Here is a 17,429-nt window from a genome sequence, read left to right on the forward strand (position 1 = left end):
AACCTTGATCAGCCGCGCAGCCGCTCATGAATGGCCTGGGCCAGTACTCGGCCCAGGCCGACGGGAACGGCGTTGCCGATCTGGCGGGCAATCTGCACCTTGCTGCCGAACCACTTGAAGTCGGCAGGGAATCCCTGAATGAGCGCTGCTTCGTAGTGGGTGATGGGACGATCGGCGACAGGGTGGAGGTAGCGCCCTTTCTCAGGCTTGTAGAACTCCGTGCGGATAGTGACGGAAGGACGGTCTACATGCATACGTCCCATCACGTCGCCGGAACCAGAATTATGTTTGTCCCAGCTCTCCGTGGACAGATACGTCTGTTCACCGAGGACCAAGGCTGATTTATTTCTGAGATCATGGCGGTTGCCACCGGGACCGATTGCCCGGTATCTCGCCAGTGACAGAGGCGTAGGACTTCGTCCGATGTGAAGCTCAGTGGTTTTGTAGGGGCCCGGCAGGACGACACCCAGAGGTTTGTCCGTGCGTTCCGGGAGGTTGATCAGGCTCGTGGTCTCCCGCGTATGTGAGAAAACGGCGTCACCGACCGCCACCCAGGGCTGGAGGAGCCGAATCTCGTCAGATTCCTCGTCGAGGGTCGCCTGTGCTCCGCCGGCGTTCCGTGCGTGGGTGGGGAGAGGGTGCTCCAGCGCTGTTCCCAAGTCATTCCTCGTCGCGATGACGATTGCCCGTCTGCGGGCCTGCGGGACGCCGTAGTCCGCTGCGTTGAGAATTTTCCAGCGCAACGTGTAGTCATCCAGGTCCCCGCCGGTGTCGGTCGATGCTTTGAGATCCTCGAATTCCTGGGACTTCAAGAAGCGGTCGACGTTCTCCAGGACGAAAATCTTGGGCTTGATCCTCGTGACAACACGCATGTACTCGCGCCACAAGAGATTTCGTGGATCGTTTGCCTTCGGAGGCTTTTTCGCGGGATTGTCCCTGTTGAGCGCCGAAAAACCCTGGCACGGGGGGCCGCCCATGATGACATCGATCTTCTCCCCCTCGTAGGGGAGGGTGTCCCACTTGCTGATATCGATGTTGGCAACGTGTGCGGAGCCAAAATTGGCCGCGTAGGTTGCCGCCGCCGCCTCGTCGAATTCCACAGCAGCCACGGATTCGAACGGTGACGACCCCGACCCGGCGGGTTGGTAGGCGCGAAATCCCGCGGAGAATCCGCCCGCACCCGAGAAGAGGTCAACCACCTTGATCGTGGGTTCGGCGTTTGTCGCTGCCGAGGCAGTACTGATCGAGGTGGTCACCATGTTGCGTGAGTGTACTTGCCTCGAAGATCCATTGGGATGCGGTCCCGCCGATGCGGGGCTCTTCGGGCGACACGCGGGAACCAGGCCGGGTCCTTCAGAGAGTACCAGCGGACCGTAGAGCCGCCATGATCTGTCGACCGAGTGCGGCGGACACGGGCGGAGGCGTGGTCTGACTGATCTGTCGGTACGTCGACGTCTTCCCACCCACGATCTGCCAATCGGTGGGGAGGCCTTGGAGCAGTGCGACTTGGCCGACCGTGAGTTTGGGCAGACCGTAGCGCGGCTCGATGTCGAAGTTCCGACGGAAGTCGAGTCCAGGCACCGAGTCGCCGATGCTCCCGCCATAGATGCCCCAGCGGGCCCAAAGCGCCTTCGCGCGGGTGGCCCCGAGATCCGCACCCCCTCGGCCCGTGGCGCCACCCATGATCAAGGGTGCCGGCTCCGAGGCTTTGGCAGCCCAGTCGGCCGCCTCCGGCCATCCTGCCGAAGCCATCGACTCGTAAAGAGTCTCGCCGAGGCTCGGACAGCGTTCGGAGATGGGAGTGGGCCACGTGAAGTGGGCGAGGTCGTCGGCATGCATGGCGACCATGAATCCGTGTGTTCGACGCTGGGGCACCCCGAAATCGGTGGCAGTCAGTGTGGACGAAGCCATTTCGTAGCCCAGGTCCTCGACGGACTCCCGTACCGCTGCCCGTGCGGATTCGAACCTCGGGGCACGAAGAAACGTTGGGATGTTCTCGATGACGAGAACTCGCGGCCTGATGTATGCGGCCATATCGAGTGTCGCCCGAAGAGCGTCGCGACGGTCATTCGTCGCGAGTTGTTTGCCGGCGATGCTGTAGGGAGATCGGGGGAGGCCACAACTCAGAACGTCGGCGTAGTCCATGGGTTGATGACTCACCGGTTCGATGCGCTTGAGGTCGTCGCAGACCGCGTACCACCCCGGGCGGTTGCGGGCGAGGGTGGCGCAGGTGTCCGGATCGATGTCGACCGCGGCAACCACATCGAATCCTGCCTGCTCGAACCCCAACGCCTGCCCGCCCACGCCCGCGCACAACTCGATCGCGGTGAACCGTGCTTCCTGCGTGCCCATGTATCCCCCGACATCGACAACGAACTCCGTGTACCGACTGTCACGTGTCCTTGGAATCGATTGTAGTGAATCGAACCACCTTCCCGTCACGACTGCGTGCGGTCGCCGGAGCGACAAAGGTGAATGCCATCACAACCCTGCTCGGATCCATTCGGCCAGAGGCTTCGAATTCGGCCCGGTGCTCAGGTTCCACCACGGGGTAGAGGGATACCACTCCACGACGTTCCCCGACGTACTGCTCGATTGTCGTGTTTCCTCCGTGGGGCAATGCGCCCGCGATGCGCAGGGCGGCCGCGCGATGCTTGGGCTCGCTGATGGCGCCGAAGACGTCACCACGCCTGCGCCGGCGGCCGAACCAGGAGAAGGCCCGTGAGGAAGTGCCCACAGGAAGCCGCTTGTTCCGGGAAGAGTGCTGGGGGGCCAGGACGACCCAGTCGTCCACCTTCGCCGGTGAGGCGAGAGTGATCTCTTCGAGATAGGTGAGATGAGGTTCGAACCTTCCCGCGGCATCCCATTTGAGAGCTCGTAGCAGAGTCAGGAGTTCGCCGGAGGAGATCCTTCCGGAGAGGGCGTCGAAGCGGTGGTATGTCGTTGCCTCGTCGTCGAAGTGATAGGCGAACCTACTCGGCTCGCTCGACAACGACTCCAGGATCGGCATCCACAACTGAGTGTTGTGCCGCAGGGCGGGCGTTCCGGAGGGGTATGCGGTCGGTTCCTCCCACTTGCCCGGTGAATGGATCTCCACCAGGCGGGAGTTGTACATCTTGTTGGTGCTCGCGGGTCGGAGCCAGGCCAGATGCTGCGACACAAGGGGAGGCACCTGCGCGGGCGTGACCTGGGATTCGCCGTCGACCAGGGTCGAGTATTGCTGCAACTGCTCCCTGAAACTCTCTTCGTCGCGGCAGATAGCCTCGAAGGCTTCGTACAGATCGATGTCCCGCGTGCCCATCGTCTCCTCCCGACCCAGGTAGAGCCGGACCAGATCCTGGTATCCCTTGCGGAAGCCGAACCACCGGCCCATTTGCATAAGAGTGGAGGCGTTGTTGGTCCGGCGGCGGTAGTACGTGACGGTCAGGCCTTCTACAGTGAAGCCGCGAGCGAGCTTCTGGCCGCCGATGATGATTTTCCACAGGGGCCGCTTGTCGAAGTCCGCTTCGCCGTTCTCGATGTCCGTGTCGCCGTTCACCACGACGATCGGTTGATCGTCACCGCCGATACGGATGGCCGCAGCGCCGACGTACGGAGAAAGGTCCTCGTAGGACGCCGGCACGGGGAATCCGTCGGCTCGCACGCGCGAGACCGGAGCGACGTCCTTCTCGAAGAGGTCGCGCAGTCGGGCGTGACCGTTCGGACCGGTGTAACCGGCGGACCACCACATTTTATGGACCCGGCCCCGCAGCGCGCGGTGGTCGGCCGTACGAACCGACTCATGGATCAGCATGGTGTGATGCTGGAAGTAGCGGTCTCCCAGCCCGTTGCTCTCACGGTAGAGCTTCATGGCCGCAGTGAGCACGAACATGTCCATCGCCTGCTGAAGGGCGGTATCGTCCTCCTCCGAGTCCAGATGGATGTCGCGGACATGTGCTTTCTCGTTGGAGTTGGCGAAGTTGCGGTCATCCAGAGGGATCGGTGAGTCCAGGTCGTGGAAGTCCTGGACACCCATGTACCCGTCCGGCCGGGGAAGGGAGACGATGAAATCCTTGGGGAAAATGTCCTCGGCGTCGCTGGGGTCGATGAAGACATTCGCAAAGGGTGTCGCTGTATAGCCGACATACTGGGCGCGGGGGAGAAGGCGGAGCAGTTCCGAGATTTTGTCGTTGATCGCGGTGCGTTCGGAGTCCTGTTTGTTGGGATTCGCGGTGTTGACCGATGCTTCGTCGGACTCGTCATCGATGATCAGGACCGGAATTTCGGAGAGTGGTGTCTTGATCTTGTTGAGGTCTTTGACGAGTTTCCCGAGCACGCTCTTGTTCTTCTTGACCACCATCAAGCGGGCGGATGAACGGTGGAGATTGCGCGGGTCGTGCAGAGGCAGTGCCGGTTCCTGTTTCTCGAATTCCAGCGCCACGATTCCTTGGAGCAGACTCTTGTAGTCGTTGTCCCGTGTAGTCATACGGACGATGTCGAAACCGCCCAGGGCGGAGGGCAGTCCGCCGTGGGACAGGAATTTACCCTGGGGCCATGCCGGGTCGTCGGCGTAGTCGGACTCGTACTCGGAGGCGCCACGAAGAATGTTCTCGCGACCGACGAGCTCCATGTCCAACCTGCGCTGTGTCTGTGCCCTCAGGAGGTTGAGGGTGCCGCCGAGGACGATGACCAGGCGATACCCAGAGTCCACTGCCTTGGCGATGACACCGGTGAAGTTGGCAGTCTTTCCCGACTGGACGTATCCGACAACCAGGCCTTTGGACTGGTAGGCGCTGTGAGCCGTGGGGTCCGCCAAGCGCTCCACGACGCGATCGGATGCCGCGTCCAAGCTTGCGACCGCAGTCTCGGACCAGCCCTTTTCTGAAAGGAGTTGGCGGTATGCGGGCCAGTACCAGCTACGGCCTTGCTGCGACTGGGGTGTGTACCAGGGTTTGAAGGTCTCACTGATGACAACCGGTCCCGTCTCCTTGGGAACGGGGATCAGAGAATTGAGGATCTTCCCGGTTGCTTCGGCCAGCCCCAGAATTTTCAGGACCACTTCACGGCGTTCCTCTGTGCGGGGCTCGGTCTCCGTCCATGCGGGGTTCTCCGAGTAGTCCCATTGCGTCAGCTGTTTGCGCCACAGTTCTACGAACTGGTCCGTGGCGTGGGCAGCATTGAGAGTCTCGAAGAAGTCGGCCTCGGTGGCGAGCAGTTCGGCCTCCGCCCCCTCCTCCTCGGATTGGTAGGCCAAAGCGCGCAGGAGATTCTTGGGGCGGCTGTCCATCCCGGCAAGGGCCGAGGTGTGCAGGGTGAGCCGCAGTAGTTCGGAGCTGTTCATCATCATTCCTCGGCTTACGGGATCCGGATCTCGTGCAGTTCGAAGGGGAATTCGGCCGGTTGTGGCAGGCCGCTCACATCGAGCGCGTATGTCACATCGCGCACCCGATCCAGCACGTGCGCCGGCACAGTTCTCATGTCGAGACGCGGTAGTCGGTCGTCGACCGGAAGGACGACGGGATCGGTGCGCATGTGCCAGCGCTCGTCGTCCGGCAACTCAGGCTCCCAGCCCGATGCGGAGAGCTGTTCGTCGAAGCGATCGAGAGACCTCGGAGCCTGTTCTGCGATCTCGTGACGTACGGCGTGAACGGAGTCCCGCAATGAACGTCCTCGGGCGCCACCCCGTGTGACCTGCAAGGACAGGAACCACAGAGGGCGATCACCGGTAGGTGTCAATTGGCCGAGTCCATGGACCGTGTGGCTGCGTTGCTCGGAGGCGGTTGTTTTCACTTCGACGTCGAAGTCCGGTAGCCCGAAGTCGTGTTCTTCGCCGTACGGGCCCTTCCAAGCCTGAACGGCAGCGGACCAGTCGCGGGTGTGAGCGATGGAGACAAGGACGGAGAGCTCACCGAGCATACCGATACGTTTCTGCGTTCCGAGGCCTCTCGGGCGTTCCAGGAGAGCGCTCCAGGCTCTCACTGTTTCGCCGAAGGCCTGATCCAACGTGCGCTCGTGGGTGACGATCCGGTCGGCCACGGCGTTCAAGAGATCATGGAAGTCACGGACGAGCGCGGCCTGAGTGGTTCTGATGCGAGCCATGCGCATGCCCCGCTCGGCGATCTGATCGATGCGAATCAGCGGCAGGGGCGACGTCGGGGGTTTGCGGCGACTGTCCAGTTCCACATAGAGGGCGATTTCCTCGTTGCCACCCACGACGTAGGACACTTCGGGATGGGCCGAGGGCGCGGACAATCGGTAGGAGGTCGCCTGGTTTTCGCCGAGGTAATATTCGACGGCGCGCCATGGAACGAACGGCTCGTCAGTCATGGTCTCCCACTCTGTCGAGCTCGGCCCGCGCGGCCGATACAAGGATCGACTGCCAGAGCTGCAGGTTGTCCCGCTCGCGGCTACCGCTGTACTCCTTCTCGAACACGTCGTGCAGCAGCAGGTACATCAGGGACTTGATCAACGGCGCGTCGTTGAGTCCACCGCGGCGCCCACCCAGTATTGCCGCCCGGTAGTGCTGATTGAGGACGATCGAACGGGTCGCACGGTCGATCTCGAAAAAGAGCTCGTTGTCGAGTCGCTGCCAGCGAATTTCGATGGCATCCTCGTGTGGGATGACCGGAAGCTCCTCCTCGATGGTTTCGCGCACGGCGCGGTCGAGACCTCTACCTGGAGGCAGTACTGCCTTTCGAGCGGTACCTGCGCGCTTACGGGCATCCCGGTAGGCGGTGTCGCTCGACGACAAGTAGTCGAGAAAGGTCAGTGCCTTTCCGTCCGTTGCCGATTCGAGGGCGGAGGCGAACTCAGGGGATGCGTCAACGCCCGACTTTTTCACCGTGAGTCGGAAGGCGTCGCCGGGGGTGTCCGGGAGATCAATGGCAACGCGTGCCAGTGAGAGATGCTGCTCAGGTTGACGGAAGGTGTTCCATCCCCCGGCCTGGACAAGTCGATTGTGTCGGTAGAAGTAGAAGCCCTGACGCTCGATGACCGACCCAACCGCCTTGTACTCGTCGAGGTTGGACTTGGGCGTCCAGACGTGAGCATCCAACGTGATGTCGCCGATGGAGGACAGGGACGCTGTGAATTTTCTTGGGTAGTCGGGATGGCCCGATACGGGATATGCGAAGGGATCGAGAGGCTCCACGCCGAAGCTCATGTAGACCGTGCCGCTACGTACATCCTCCACCGCGACAGTGATGTTGAAGTCGTCGCGGGCCAGGAACCGATGCAGATGAAGTCCGAGGTGCAGGCCCAACTTGTTGATCGTCTTGTGGAGGTAACGGTCGGTCTGGCCTCCACCTCCATGTTTGGGGAAGTCTTTGACACCGTCCCAGCGGACAACGGTGCCTTGCCACTCGATCGGTCGCCCGTTGTCGTATCGATCGATCAACGTTTGGGCGTAGTCGGGATCGACGATGTCGCAATGGAATCCCGAGAGGGCACGTTCCATCACCCAGCGGCGGCCGGCGGTGCGTGTCCGCTTGGTGGTGCTGACGACGGTGACGGCGGACGCGTGGCTGAGCGAGGCGGACTTGAGGCCCGTTCCGAACATGCCCAACGCGTCGACGGCGTAGTCGCGACGTCCACCCACCGTCATCGCCACGTCGAGGGCCTGTTCATCCATGCCACGGCCGTCATCCACGACCAGGAGGCTGACCAACTGATCCCCGTCACGGAGGAAGTGGATGACAACGTCCTTCGCCCCGGCGTCGAGTGAGTTGTCGACGAGATCGGCGATCGCGATCTCGAAACCGTACCCCTGGTTGCTGAGCGCTTCCATGTATCTCGCGTCGGGCGGCAGGCGCTTGCTCCCCACTGTGGGGACGTCGAACTTCCAGTCGTGGATCATTTCCTCGCCTTGGAGAACCGTGCAACTAATATGATGAATAGTGACGGTAGCGGTTGGGTCCGACAGTCGGTGAGGAAACCCTTGACGAGGGGTAAGGGTGAGGTCACGTTCCGCTTGTCGGTGGACGACGCGTCGGCAAGGCCGTCTCCCGAGCCCGCGCGACCGTTCGTGAAATGACTTCCGGATCCTCGTGCTCCCAGAATCTCAGAACCGTCCATCCCTGGGCTTCGAGGTGCTCCGTGGTCTCGCGGTCGCGTGCAATGTTCTTGTCCAACTTCGTGCGCCACCACTCGGCGTTCGACTTGGGCTGGGTCGCGTGCTCGGGGCAGCCGTGCCAGAAGCAGCCGTCGAGGAAGACCGCGACCTTGGCCGGGCCGAAGACGATGTCGATGGTGCGGCGAGGCATGTCGGGGACAGGCACGTTCACGCGGTAGCGCAACCCGGCCGCGTGGAGGATCTTGCGCACGGCGACCTCCGGGGCCGTGTCGCGAGAAGACTGGCGGCTCATACGGGCCGAGACTGCGGCGGACGAGGGAACGACTTTGGGCATCCGGGCATTCTGCCGGCCAACACGCACAGAGGCGCGCTAAGTCCGGTCGAACGCGATACCGAGGTTGCGGCGTCCCCCGTCCCCGGTTTCTCCCTCCTCCTCCAACCCCCTAACCCGCCCCGTGGCACTCCCTGTACGCCTTCCCCGAGCCGCACCAGCACACTGCGTTGCGGGCCGGGGGCCACGGGGTGGCGCGGCCGCGGGCCGCCAAGGTGGTGGCGTATTGGGGGAGCAGCGTCGGGTCCGACGGGGAAGCCGACTCCGAGGCTGCGAAGGCCTCGTAGGAGGGGACCGTGCCCGTCACGATGCCCAGGTTGGGGGTGCCCGTGGAGGCCAGTTCGCGGAGGGAGGACTCCAGTTGGGCGAGGTGGGCCTCGCGGGAGGGGTACTCGGTGCGGAGGGCCGGGTACGCCGTGAGGAGTTCGGCCAGTTCCGCCTCCGGCCAGTGCAGGACCGCGACCGGGAACGGGCGGGAGAGGGCCGAGCGGTACGAGCCCAGTTCGGCGCGCAGGCGGACGATCTCGGCCTGGAGTTCGGCCGGGTTGTCGGAGCCGAGGGCCCAGAGGCGTTTGGGGTCGTGGAGTTCGTCCAGGGGCACGGACGTCTTGTTCACCTGGTCGCCCAGGGCGTCCCAGTCGTCGTGCTCCAGGCCCAGCAGGCGGCGCAGGCGGTGGCGGCCGAGGAGGAGGGACCCGGCGGAGTACGGGACTTCCTCGCCGGGGGTCAGGAGCAGGTTGAGGGCCGTGGTGTAGGAGTCGTGGGCCGCTTCGAGTTCGTCGTGGGCCTCCAGCGTCTCCGCCACGATCTCCCACGGCGCCGGTTCCAGCGGTTCGGCGATGCGCAGGCCGTCGATGATCGCGCGGGCCTCGGCCTCGTGGCCGTACTCCCACAGGTTGGCGGCCTTCAGCGCCTTCACCAGGTGGGGGTGGTCCGGGGTGCCGGCGAGGAGGTCGTCGTAGAGGCCGGTGGCGCGGTCGCGGGCGCCGGCCAGTTCCAGATGGGCGGCGGCCTGGAGAAGCAGGGGCTCGCGGTCCTCGGGGTACCGGGAGGCCGTGCGGAGCAGGCGCTCGGCCTCGGTGGTGTGGTCGGCAGGGATGTCGGGGCGCATGGTCCACACCGTACTGCTGTACGCCGGTCGGGGCGGAGGGTGTTCGGGCTACGGGAACCGGGCGTCACCCGCCGTCACCGCGGCGGCCGGGCCGCAGCGCCAGCATGATCGCCGCACCCAGTACCGTCACCGCCGCCGACACCACGATCGCCAGGTCCGTGCCCCGCTGAGGGGTGTCCGCCGAGGTCGCCACCGCGATCATCAGCGCGACGCCGGCCGCGGAGCCGATGTACCGGGCCGTGTTGTTCGCGCCCGAGCCCATCGCCGCGCGCTCCTGCGGGACGGACTCGACGGAGAGGCGGGGCAGCGCGGCGTTCAGCAGGCCGCTGCCCACGCCACCGACGACGAGCCCCGGTACGAGCCGCCCCCACGACCCCGCGCCCACCGCGCCCAGCATCGACAGGGCGCCGGCCGCGTGCAGGAGGAAGCCGAGCGCCAGTTGGTGGCGGGCGGCCACGCGGTGCGCGATACGGCGGGTCTGGAGGGCGACCAGGAAGCCCGTACCCGACCAGAGCACGAACAGGCCCGCCGCGCCCATCGGGGAGATGCCGAGCGTGCGCTGGAGCAGCGCGGGCAGATAGCTGAACAGCCCGATCACCGCGAGCCCCGTGAACAGCGCCCCCGACGTGGCCGCCTGGAACGGCCGCCGCCCCAGCAGCCCCAGATCGATCAGCGGAGCGCCACCGCGCCGCTCCACGACGGCGAAGACCCCGGTCAGTACGGCGGCGGCCACCAGCAGCAGGATCACCGGCGTACGCAGCCACCCGTCGCGGCCCAGCGTCAGCGCGCCGACCAGCGAGGTCATGGCCAGCCCCAGTACGACGGCGCCGAGCAGGTCGGGCCGTCCGCCGCGCGGCGCGCGGGACTCGGTGAGCGTACGGAAGGCGAGCACCGCGGTGACGAGGGCCGCCGCGGCGAGTACGGCGTACGGGAGCTGCCAGCCGTACGAGCCGAGGCCGCCGGCCAGCAGCGGCCCCGTGGCGATCCCCGCGCTCACGAACGCGCCCCAGACGCCGGTCGCCCTGACGCGGGCGGACCCCGCGGGGAAGGCGTGGACGAGGAGGCCGAGGCTGCTGGCGATGATCGCGGCGCTGGATGCGCCCTGCGCGACGCGGGCGAGGGTGAAGGTGAGGGTGGAGTCGGCGAGCGCGCCGAGTCCGGTCGTGAGCGCGAGGCCGAGCGTGCCGGCGAGGAAGAGCCGACGTCTGCCGTAGTCGTCGGCGAGGCTGCCCGCGACGAGCAGAAGGGCCGCGAGGCCGAGCGGGGCGCCGTTGAGTAGCCATGCCTGGGCCGATATCGCGGTGCCGAAGTCGGCGGCGAGATCGGGGAGCGCGAGCATGGGGACGGTGTAGTTCATGAGCGCGACGGTCGTGGCCGCGCTGGTCACGGCGAGCGTCGCGGCGGGGTGGGGGCCGGAGCGGCGGTCCGTGCCGCCGCCGTCCCTGTCGCCATGGGACGTGGACGTGGTCGAGGTGGCGGGACTCGCGGACGCGGGCGTCGGGGACATGGCGAGACGGCACCTTTCAAGGTTCGGTGAATGAACTCGTGCTCGCGCCGACCGTAACATGGTGAGTTCGTTGATCGAACCTTGAGCTTGTTAAGGTGACCCCATGGCCCTCGGGAAGGACTACGCCAACCAGCAGTGCTCGATCGCCCGCGCACTGGAGATCGTCGGCGAACGCTGGACACTGCTCGTCGTACGCGACGCCTTCTACGGAGTCCGCCGCTACAACGACTTCCTCACCCACCTCGGCGTCCCCCGCGCGGTCCTCGCCACCCGCCTCAAGAGCCTCGAACAGGCCGGCATCCTGGAGAAGCGGCGCTATCAGGACTCGCCGCCGCGCGACGAGTACGTCCTGACCGAGCGCGGCATCGCCCTCTGGCCCGTCGTGCGCTCCCTCGGTTTCTGGGGGCGCGAACACATCGAAGGCGTCCTCCCGATGCGGGTGTTCACCCATGCAGCCTGCGGGACGGAACTGGGCTCCTACGGCGAGTGCCCGGCCTGCGGCACCGCCGTACCGCCGCGCGATGTGGAGATGCTGCCGGGGCGCGGGCTGGATCCGGACCCGGACGATCCGGTGAGCCGCGCGCTGCTCGGCCCCCGGCGTCTCCTTCTGCCCATCGAAACGGATCGTGTATAACGGCTGGAGGGCCCTGCGTCCGGTCTGACACACCCGGCGGTACGACGCCGGGGCCAGGCGCCGAGACCGGGCACCAGGCACCAGGCACACGACACCAGGAAGGGGCAGGCCATGATCCGACGCGCGACCCGGCCACCACGCCCCGCCGCCCCGGTGTTCTTCCTGCTCGTCGCCCTCCTCCAGGTCCTGCTCCTCGACGCCGGCAGCCTCTCCGCCGCCGTCGCACTCGCCGCCACCGCCGCGGCCTCCACCGCGTTCGCCGCCGCCGCGGTCATCTCGGCCCGGTGCGCCCCCGCCGTACCGCACACCCGCGTGCGTACGGCGATCCGCGACCGCGAGCATCGAACGGCCTTCCTGCCCCAGCGAGATCCCGACGCGCGGGGCCGCACCAGGCCCCGGGCTCCAGGGCGTCCCGTCCTGACGACCGCGTAGGGCCGGTTCGCCGCTCCACCTCTCCCTGAACCCTTGAGCGATCCCGGCCTCACGCGGGTCGTCATGCCGAGCCGCGCCGTGCCGCACCACCGGCGCCGCGCATCCCATCCGGCACGACGAGACCCTCGGAGGGCTCACCCATGTCCGTCTTCCTGTCCGGCTTCGCCTCCCTGGTCGGGCACTTCGCCGATCTGCTCGCCCCGCTCTTCCACGGCGGCGCGACCGCGGTGGCGATCATCCTTTTCACCGCCTGCGTACGGCTCGCGGTCCACCCGCTCTCCCGGGCGGCGGCCCGCGGCCAGAAGGCCCGCACCCGGCTCTCGCCGCAGATCGCCGAGCTGCGCAAGAAGCACCGCAAGAATCCCGAGCGCCTCCAGAAGGCGATCATGGAGCTGCACGCGAAGGAGAAGGTCTCGCCGCTCTCCGGCTGTCTGCCGAGCCTGCTCCAGCTGCCCGCGTTCTTCCTGATGTACCACCTCTTCTCCAGCCGGGAGATCGGCGGAAAGCCGAACGAACTGCTCGGCCACTCCCTCGGCGCCGCGCCGCTCGGCGAACGCTGGAAGGACGCCATCGCCGACGGCGGGATCTTCGGCGGGGCGGGCCTGGTGTACGTCGCCCTCTTCGCGATCGTCGTGGCCGTCGCCACCTTCAACTACCGCCGTACGAAGCGGCAGATGGCGGCCATGCCGGTGCCGGCGGCCGGTGCCGACGGGCAGCGGATGCCCGGCATGGGCGCGATGACCAAGCTGATGCCGCTGCTCTCCTTCGCGACGCTCCTCACGGTGGGTGTGGTCCCGCTCGCGGCCGCGCTGTACGTCGTGACGAGCACCACATGGACCGCCGTCGAACGGGCCTTCCTCTACCGGGACGTACCGGCGCCGGGCGCGCTGGCCACCGCCGTGTGAGTCCGAACCAGGCGCCCGTCCACGCCCTTCGGCCGCGGTCCAGGGTGTGAACGGGGTCTTGCGGAGTGATCCGATGTCTTGGACGATCGGCCAACACCCCGATGGCCGCAACCCGTCGGTGGGGCCCCCGCTCGACCAGGTCGATCCGTTCGACCAGAGGGAGAACAGACCATGAAGCTGCTGCGTGTCGGTACGGCGGGTGCGGAGCGCCCGGCGCTGCTCGACCAGGACGGGACCCTGCGGGACCTGTCCGGACTGGTCACGGACATCGACGGCGCGCTGCTCGCCGACGAGGCCGCGCTCGACCGGGTACGGGCCGCAGCCGTGTCCGGCGAGCTGCCCGTCGTCGACTCGGCGGGACTGCGCACCGGGCCGCCGGTCGGCCGGATCGGCAAGATCGTGTGCATCGGGCTGAACTACCACGACCACGCGCGCGAGACGGGCGCGGACATCCCGTCCGAGCCGATCATCTTCTTCAAGGCCGCGGACACGGTCGTGGGGCCGGACGACACCGTCCTCGTACCGCGCAAGAGCGTCAAGACGGACTGGGAGGTGGAGCTGGCCGTCGTCATCGGCCGTACCGCCCGCTACCTGGACTCCCACGAGGAGGCCCTGGCGCACGTCGCGGGCTACGCCGTCTCGCACGACGTCTCCGAGCGTGAGTTCCAGATCGAGCGCGGGGGCCAGTGGGACAAGGGCAAGAACTGCGAGACGTTCAACCCGCTCGGCCCCTGGCTCGTGACCGCCGACGAAGTGCCCGACCCGCAGGCGCTGTCGCTCAAGCTGTCCGTCAACGGGGAGCCGAAGCAGGACGGGACGACGGCCGAGCAGATCTTCCCGGTGGCCGAAGTGGTGCGCTACGTCAGCCAGTTCATGACGCTCTACCCGGGCGACGTCATCAACACCGGTACGCCGGCGGGTGTGGCGCTCGGGCAGCCCGAGCCGAAGCCGTATCTGCGGGCGGGTGACGTGGTGGAGCTGGAGATCGCGGGACTGGGGCGGCAGCGCCAGGAGCTCAAGGACGCGTGACTCCCCTTCCGGGGAAGGGGCTTGACGAGGGGGCGGACCGGCGAGGGGAGCGCTCCGTGGTGGCCATGGCCGACCGCCGGACCGTCGACTTCTGGTTCGACCCCGCCTGCCCGCTCAGCCGCGTCACCGCGTCCTGGATCGTCACGGTCGCGGAACGTCGGCCGATCGACATCCGGTGGCGGGTGATGAGCCTCGCGGTACTGAACGAGGGCAGGGACGTCGACCCCGAGGGCGACGAGGAGGGCTACCTCTGGATCCCCGCGCGGGTCTGTGCCGCGATCCAGATGGCGTACGGGCACGCGGCGCTCGGCAGGTTCTACGACGCCCTGTGGACCACGCCGGACGGCGGGCGGCGCGGGTGGATCGGCGACATCGCCGAGGCCCTGGGCGCCGCGGGGCTGCCGGCGGTGCTGGCCGGGGCCGGCTCCACCACCGACCACGACGCGGCGCTGCGCGACTCGCACGCGGAGGCGATGAGCCTGGTGGTGGGGGAGGTGGGCACGCCGATCCTGGCGGTCACCCACCCCTCCGGGGCCCGGCACGCGTTCTTCGGGCCCGTGATCGGCGAGACGCCGGGCCCCGAGGACGCGCTGCGTCTGTGGGACGGAACGCTTCTGGTCGCGAGCGTGCCGGGGTTTCTGGAGATCAAGAGCTGAGGCAGGGTTCGGAGGCCCCGAGGCTCGCGCGAACCGACCTGAGCCCACGCGGGTTTACCTGGCCCGCCGCCCAGGGGGCCCTCGCGGGGCTCCTTGTGCCGGCGTGAGTCGAGGCCGGGACGGTGCGGCCGGGACCGGCTCGCGGAGCCCGTCCGGGCTTCTGGAGCCCACGCGAGTTCACGTGACTGCTTCCCGGACCGGGTCTTCGCCTTCGACGAGTTCGGGCCGTTGGGGATCCGGCCCACCGCAGGCTCCTGCTGGCCGAAGCAGGGCAAGCCGAACCGGCTGCCGGCGACCTGCCGCCGCACCCATGGCGTCACCTACTTCCACGGCTGCCACTCCGTGGGCGACGACCGCCTGTGGGGCGTCAACCGCCGCCGCAAGGGCACCGCCAACGCAAGGAACGCGCCCGCATCCGCAGCGAGAAGGGCATCCGCTGGGCGGAAGCCCCCTCAATGCCGCAGCCTGACCGACCGCGAACCGCAGCCCCGGAGTGCCGAAAGGGACAAGTTCGCGAGAAGGACAGCGACAGAAGGACGACTCAGGAGGCGGACGGCTCGATCTCCCCCGCAAAGACGATGACCTGGTCGATGAGGCTCCGCCGCAGATGGACGACGTCCGTTCCCGCCAAGCGGGGGCCTCCATCCGGCGTGGTGAAGACCCACTGGTACCGGGCCCACTCGTCAGGCATGTCCACCGCTGAGCAGCGCACCATCGTGCCGGTCCCCGCCGGGTGGCGCCGGATGTCCAGCACGAACCGCTCGACCGCCGCGATTCCTTCGCTGCGACCCAACGGCCCCCAGAGGACCACGTCTGAGGTCAGGGCCTGGGAGAGCAAGGCAGTCACATAGCTGTCGTCCGAGGCGTTGAACGCGGAGATGAACGTGTCGATCGCGGAGCGTGCCGTCTCTTCCTGCATGCCCCAGTAATACCAGCCGTTGCGCGTGCGCTCGTCCCGCGAGCCGCCTTCCGATCGCGGTGGACCATCCCGGTCACAGCACCAGGCCGTGCCAGACGCCGGGCGCCAGGCGGGATTTGTCAGACACGGCCTACGACATCCGCCCCAGCAGCCACCCCAGTGCCTCCACCACCAGTGCGTGGTCCTCCTCCTGGGGGAGGCCCGACACCGTCACCGTGCCGACAACTCCCGCCCCCTTCACCGCGATCGGGAACGAGCCGCCGTGGGCCGCGTACCTGTCCGGGTCGAGGCGGGAGGAGTCCTCGAACGTGCTGCCCTTCGCGCGGAAGCGCGTACCGACCAGGAACGAGCTCGCGCCGTACCGTTCCACCACCCGCCGCTTGCGGTCGATCCAGGCGTCGTTGTCCGCCGACGAGCCCGGCAGCGCGCAGTGGAACAGCTGCTGGCCACCCCGCCGGATGTCGATCGCGACCGGCGCCTCGCGCTCGCGCGACAGCTCGGCGAGCAGACTGCCCAGCGCCCACGCGTCGTCGTACGTGAAGTGGGGCAGGACCAACCGGGCCTCCTGCGCCTCCAGTTCGTCCACCGTAGGCAGCGCGCGGCCCTCGCCCGCCGTCATGACGAGGCCCCGATCGTGACCGTGACGCCCTCGCGGGCGGAGCGCCGCGCCGCCTCCAGGACGTCCAGCGCCGCGGCTGCCTCGCGCGCGGTCACCGGCGGCGCCGTACCCTCGCGCAGTGCCCGCGCGACACCCGCGTAGAACGCGGGGTAGTCGCCGGGCGTGCTCTCCACCGGGTGCCCGCCACCGGTCGCCGGAGACTCGCCGGCCCCGATCCGGCCCCACAGAGACTCGGGCTCCACACCCCAATTTCCGGCCATTTCCTGGGTGTTGGGCCGCTTGCCGTCCCGGAGGTCGGCCTCCTGGGGGTCCAGGCCGTACTTCACATAGCCCGCCTTCGAGCCCAGCACCCGGAAGCGCGGGCCGAGTTGGGCCGTGGTGGCGCTCACGTACAGATGCGAGCGGACACCGTTCGTGTGCGTGAGCGCGAGGAACGTGTCGTCGTCGGCCGCGGCACCCGGCCTGCGTACGTCGGACTCCGCGTACACCGACGCCACCGGACCGAACAGCACCAGCGCCTGGTCCACGACGTGGCTGCCCAGATCGTAGAGCAGCCCTCCGATCTCTTCGGGCGATCCCGACTCGCGCCAGCCGCCCTTGGTCTCGGGACGCCACCGCTCGAACCGCGATTCGAAGCGCTGTACGTCACCCAGCTCGCCGCCCGCGATGAGGCGGGCCAGGGTGAGGAAGTCGTTGTCCCAGCGGCGGTTCTGGAAGACCGAGAGCAGCAGGCGCCGCTCCTCGGCGAGAGCGGCCAGTTCGCGCGCCTCGGCGGCGGTACCGGCGATCGGCTTGTCCACGACCACCGCGAGACCGGCCTTGAGCGCGGCCGTCGCGATCGGGACATGCGTCTTGTTCGGCGACGCGATCACGACCAGGTCCAGCTCGCCGGCCCGCTCCCAGAGCTCGTCCGGCGACGCCGCGAAGCGGACGTCGGGGAACTCGGCGCGCGTCTGCGCCTGCCGCTCGGGGTTCGAGGTGACGACCGTGTCGAGGACGAGGCCCTCGGTCGTGGAGATCAGCGGGGCGTGGAAGACGGAGCCCGCGAGGCCGTATCCCACGAGTGCGACGCGCAGAGGCGTACTGGTGCCAGTCATGAGTTCCACTTAAGCAACGGTGTTGCCATAGTGCAAGCGCGCGGGACAATGAGACCGTGGGCAACAGTGACGCCGCCCTCGGCGGCAACAGAGCCGGCGACGGAGCCGGCAGCAGAGGCAGTGACGGCTCGGGCGACGG

General features: G+C 67.4%; 16 protein-coding genes and 1 pseudogene. 6 read left to right on the plus strand and 11 right to left on the minus strand.

Annotation, left to right across the window (positions count from 1 at the left end; all coding sequences use genetic code 11):
- Positions 1-8 precede the first annotated feature (8 nt).
- The 8 genes from ACFWV8_RS09495 to ACFWV8_RS09530 form a co-directional block, all read right to left on the minus strand.
- Entirely contained in the window at positions 9-1,259 is a 1,251-nt protein-coding gene (locus ACFWV8_RS09495; protein WP_384199222.1) for a DNA cytosine methyltransferase, read from the minus strand.
- A 94-nt stretch (positions 1,260-1,353) separates the two neighbouring features.
- A complete protein-coding gene (locus tag ACFWV8_RS09500) occupies positions 1,354-2,352 on the minus strand; it encodes a DNA cytosine methyltransferase (protein WP_384199223.1) in 999 nt (332 codons plus the stop codon).
- Positions 2,353-2,392: 40 nt separating this feature from the next.
- Positions 2,393-5,320: a Z1 domain-containing protein gene (locus ACFWV8_RS09505; protein ID WP_384199225.1), complete on the minus strand. Its 2,928-nt coding sequence runs from the start codon at positions 5,318-5,320 to the stop codon at positions 2,393-2,395.
- A gap of 14 nt (positions 5,321-5,334) precedes the next feature.
- Entirely contained in the window at positions 5,335-6,306 is a 972-nt protein-coding gene (locus tag ACFWV8_RS09510) for a PD-(D/E)XK motif protein (RefSeq protein WP_384199227.1), read from the minus strand.
- Positions 6,299-7,834 (minus strand): ATP-binding protein, encoded by a 1,536-nt coding sequence (locus ACFWV8_RS09515; RefSeq protein ID WP_384199228.1) that lies wholly within the window; start codon positions 7,832-7,834, stop codon positions 6,299-6,301. The genes ACFWV8_RS09510 and ACFWV8_RS09515 overlap by 8 nt, the downstream gene beginning before the upstream one ends.
- Positions 7,835-7,937: 103 nt before the next feature.
- Entirely contained in the window at positions 7,938-8,384 is a 447-nt protein-coding gene (locus ACFWV8_RS09520; RefSeq protein ID WP_384199371.1) for a very short patch repair endonuclease, read from the minus strand.
- A 109-nt stretch (positions 8,385-8,493) separates the two neighbouring features.
- Positions 8,494-9,492 (minus strand): SEC-C metal-binding domain-containing protein, encoded by a 999-nt coding sequence (locus tag ACFWV8_RS09525; RefSeq protein WP_384199229.1) that lies wholly within the window; start codon positions 9,490-9,492, stop codon positions 8,494-8,496.
- 64 nt (positions 9,493-9,556) lie between these two features.
- Positions 9,557-10,999, minus strand: a complete 1,443-nt coding sequence (locus ACFWV8_RS09530; RefSeq protein WP_384199231.1) for an MFS transporter — start codon at positions 10,997-10,999, stop codon at positions 9,557-9,559.
- A gap of 103 nt (positions 11,000-11,102) precedes the next feature.
- Here ACFWV8_RS09530 and ACFWV8_RS09535 point away from each other — a divergent pair, with 103 nt between their 5' ends.
- The 6 genes and pseudogenes from ACFWV8_RS09535 to ACFWV8_RS09560 form a co-directional block, all read left to right on the plus strand.
- Positions 11,103-11,633, plus strand: a complete 531-nt coding sequence (locus ACFWV8_RS09535) for a winged helix-turn-helix transcriptional regulator (RefSeq protein ID WP_384199232.1) — start codon at positions 11,103-11,105, stop codon at positions 11,631-11,633.
- 111 nt (positions 11,634-11,744) lie between these two features.
- Positions 11,745-12,065, plus strand: coding sequence for a DUF6412 domain-containing protein (locus tag ACFWV8_RS09540; protein ID WP_384199234.1), 321 nt, complete (start codon positions 11,745-11,747; stop codon positions 12,063-12,065).
- A 140-nt stretch (positions 12,066-12,205) separates the two neighbouring features.
- A complete protein-coding gene (locus tag ACFWV8_RS09545; RefSeq protein WP_384199236.1) occupies positions 12,206-12,970 on the plus strand; it encodes a YidC/Oxa1 family membrane protein insertase in 765 nt (254 codons plus the stop codon).
- 171 nt (positions 12,971-13,141) lie between these two features.
- The gene (locus ACFWV8_RS09550) at positions 13,142-13,999 is read left to right on the plus strand and encodes a fumarylacetoacetate hydrolase family protein (protein ID WP_384199237.1); all 858 of its coding nucleotides are present in this window, start codon (positions 13,142-13,144) and stop codon (positions 13,997-13,999) included.
- Positions 13,996-14,655: a disulfide bond formation protein DsbA gene (locus tag ACFWV8_RS09555; protein WP_384199239.1), complete on the plus strand. Its 660-nt coding sequence runs from the start codon at positions 13,996-13,998 to the stop codon at positions 14,653-14,655. The genes ACFWV8_RS09550 and ACFWV8_RS09555 overlap by 4 nt, the downstream gene beginning before the upstream one ends.
- 189 nt (positions 14,656-14,844) lie before the next feature.
- A pseudogene (locus ACFWV8_RS09560) lies at positions 14,845-15,051 on the plus strand (IS630 family transposase); the annotation flags it as partial.
- 145 nt (positions 15,052-15,196) lie between these two features.
- Here the strand turns inward: ACFWV8_RS09560 and ACFWV8_RS09565 are convergent.
- From ACFWV8_RS09565 to ACFWV8_RS09575, 3 genes are all read right to left on the minus strand, one after another.
- Positions 15,197-15,574, minus strand: a complete 378-nt coding sequence (locus ACFWV8_RS09565) for a nuclear transport factor 2 family protein (RefSeq protein ID WP_384199241.1) — start codon at positions 15,572-15,574, stop codon at positions 15,197-15,199.
- A 130-nt stretch (positions 15,575-15,704) separates the two neighbouring features.
- Positions 15,705-16,193 carry a heme-degrading domain-containing protein gene (locus tag ACFWV8_RS09570; RefSeq protein WP_329387310.1) on the minus strand — a complete coding sequence of 163 codons (489 nt, stop codon included), beginning with the start codon at positions 16,191-16,193 and terminating at the stop codon, positions 15,705-15,707.
- On the minus strand, positions 16,190-17,290 hold the full coding sequence (locus ACFWV8_RS09575; RefSeq protein ID WP_384199243.1) for a Gfo/Idh/MocA family oxidoreductase: 1,101 nt from the start codon (positions 17,288-17,290) through the stop codon (positions 16,190-16,192). The genes ACFWV8_RS09570 and ACFWV8_RS09575 overlap by 4 nt, the downstream gene beginning before the upstream one ends.
- Between the last annotated feature and the right edge of the window lie 139 nt (positions 17,291-17,429).

Origin of the sequence: Streptomyces sp. NPDC058665 (assembly GCF_042714995.1) — a bacterium.
Classification (GTDB): domain Bacteria; phylum Actinomycetota; class Actinomycetes; order Streptomycetales; family Streptomycetaceae; genus Streptomyces.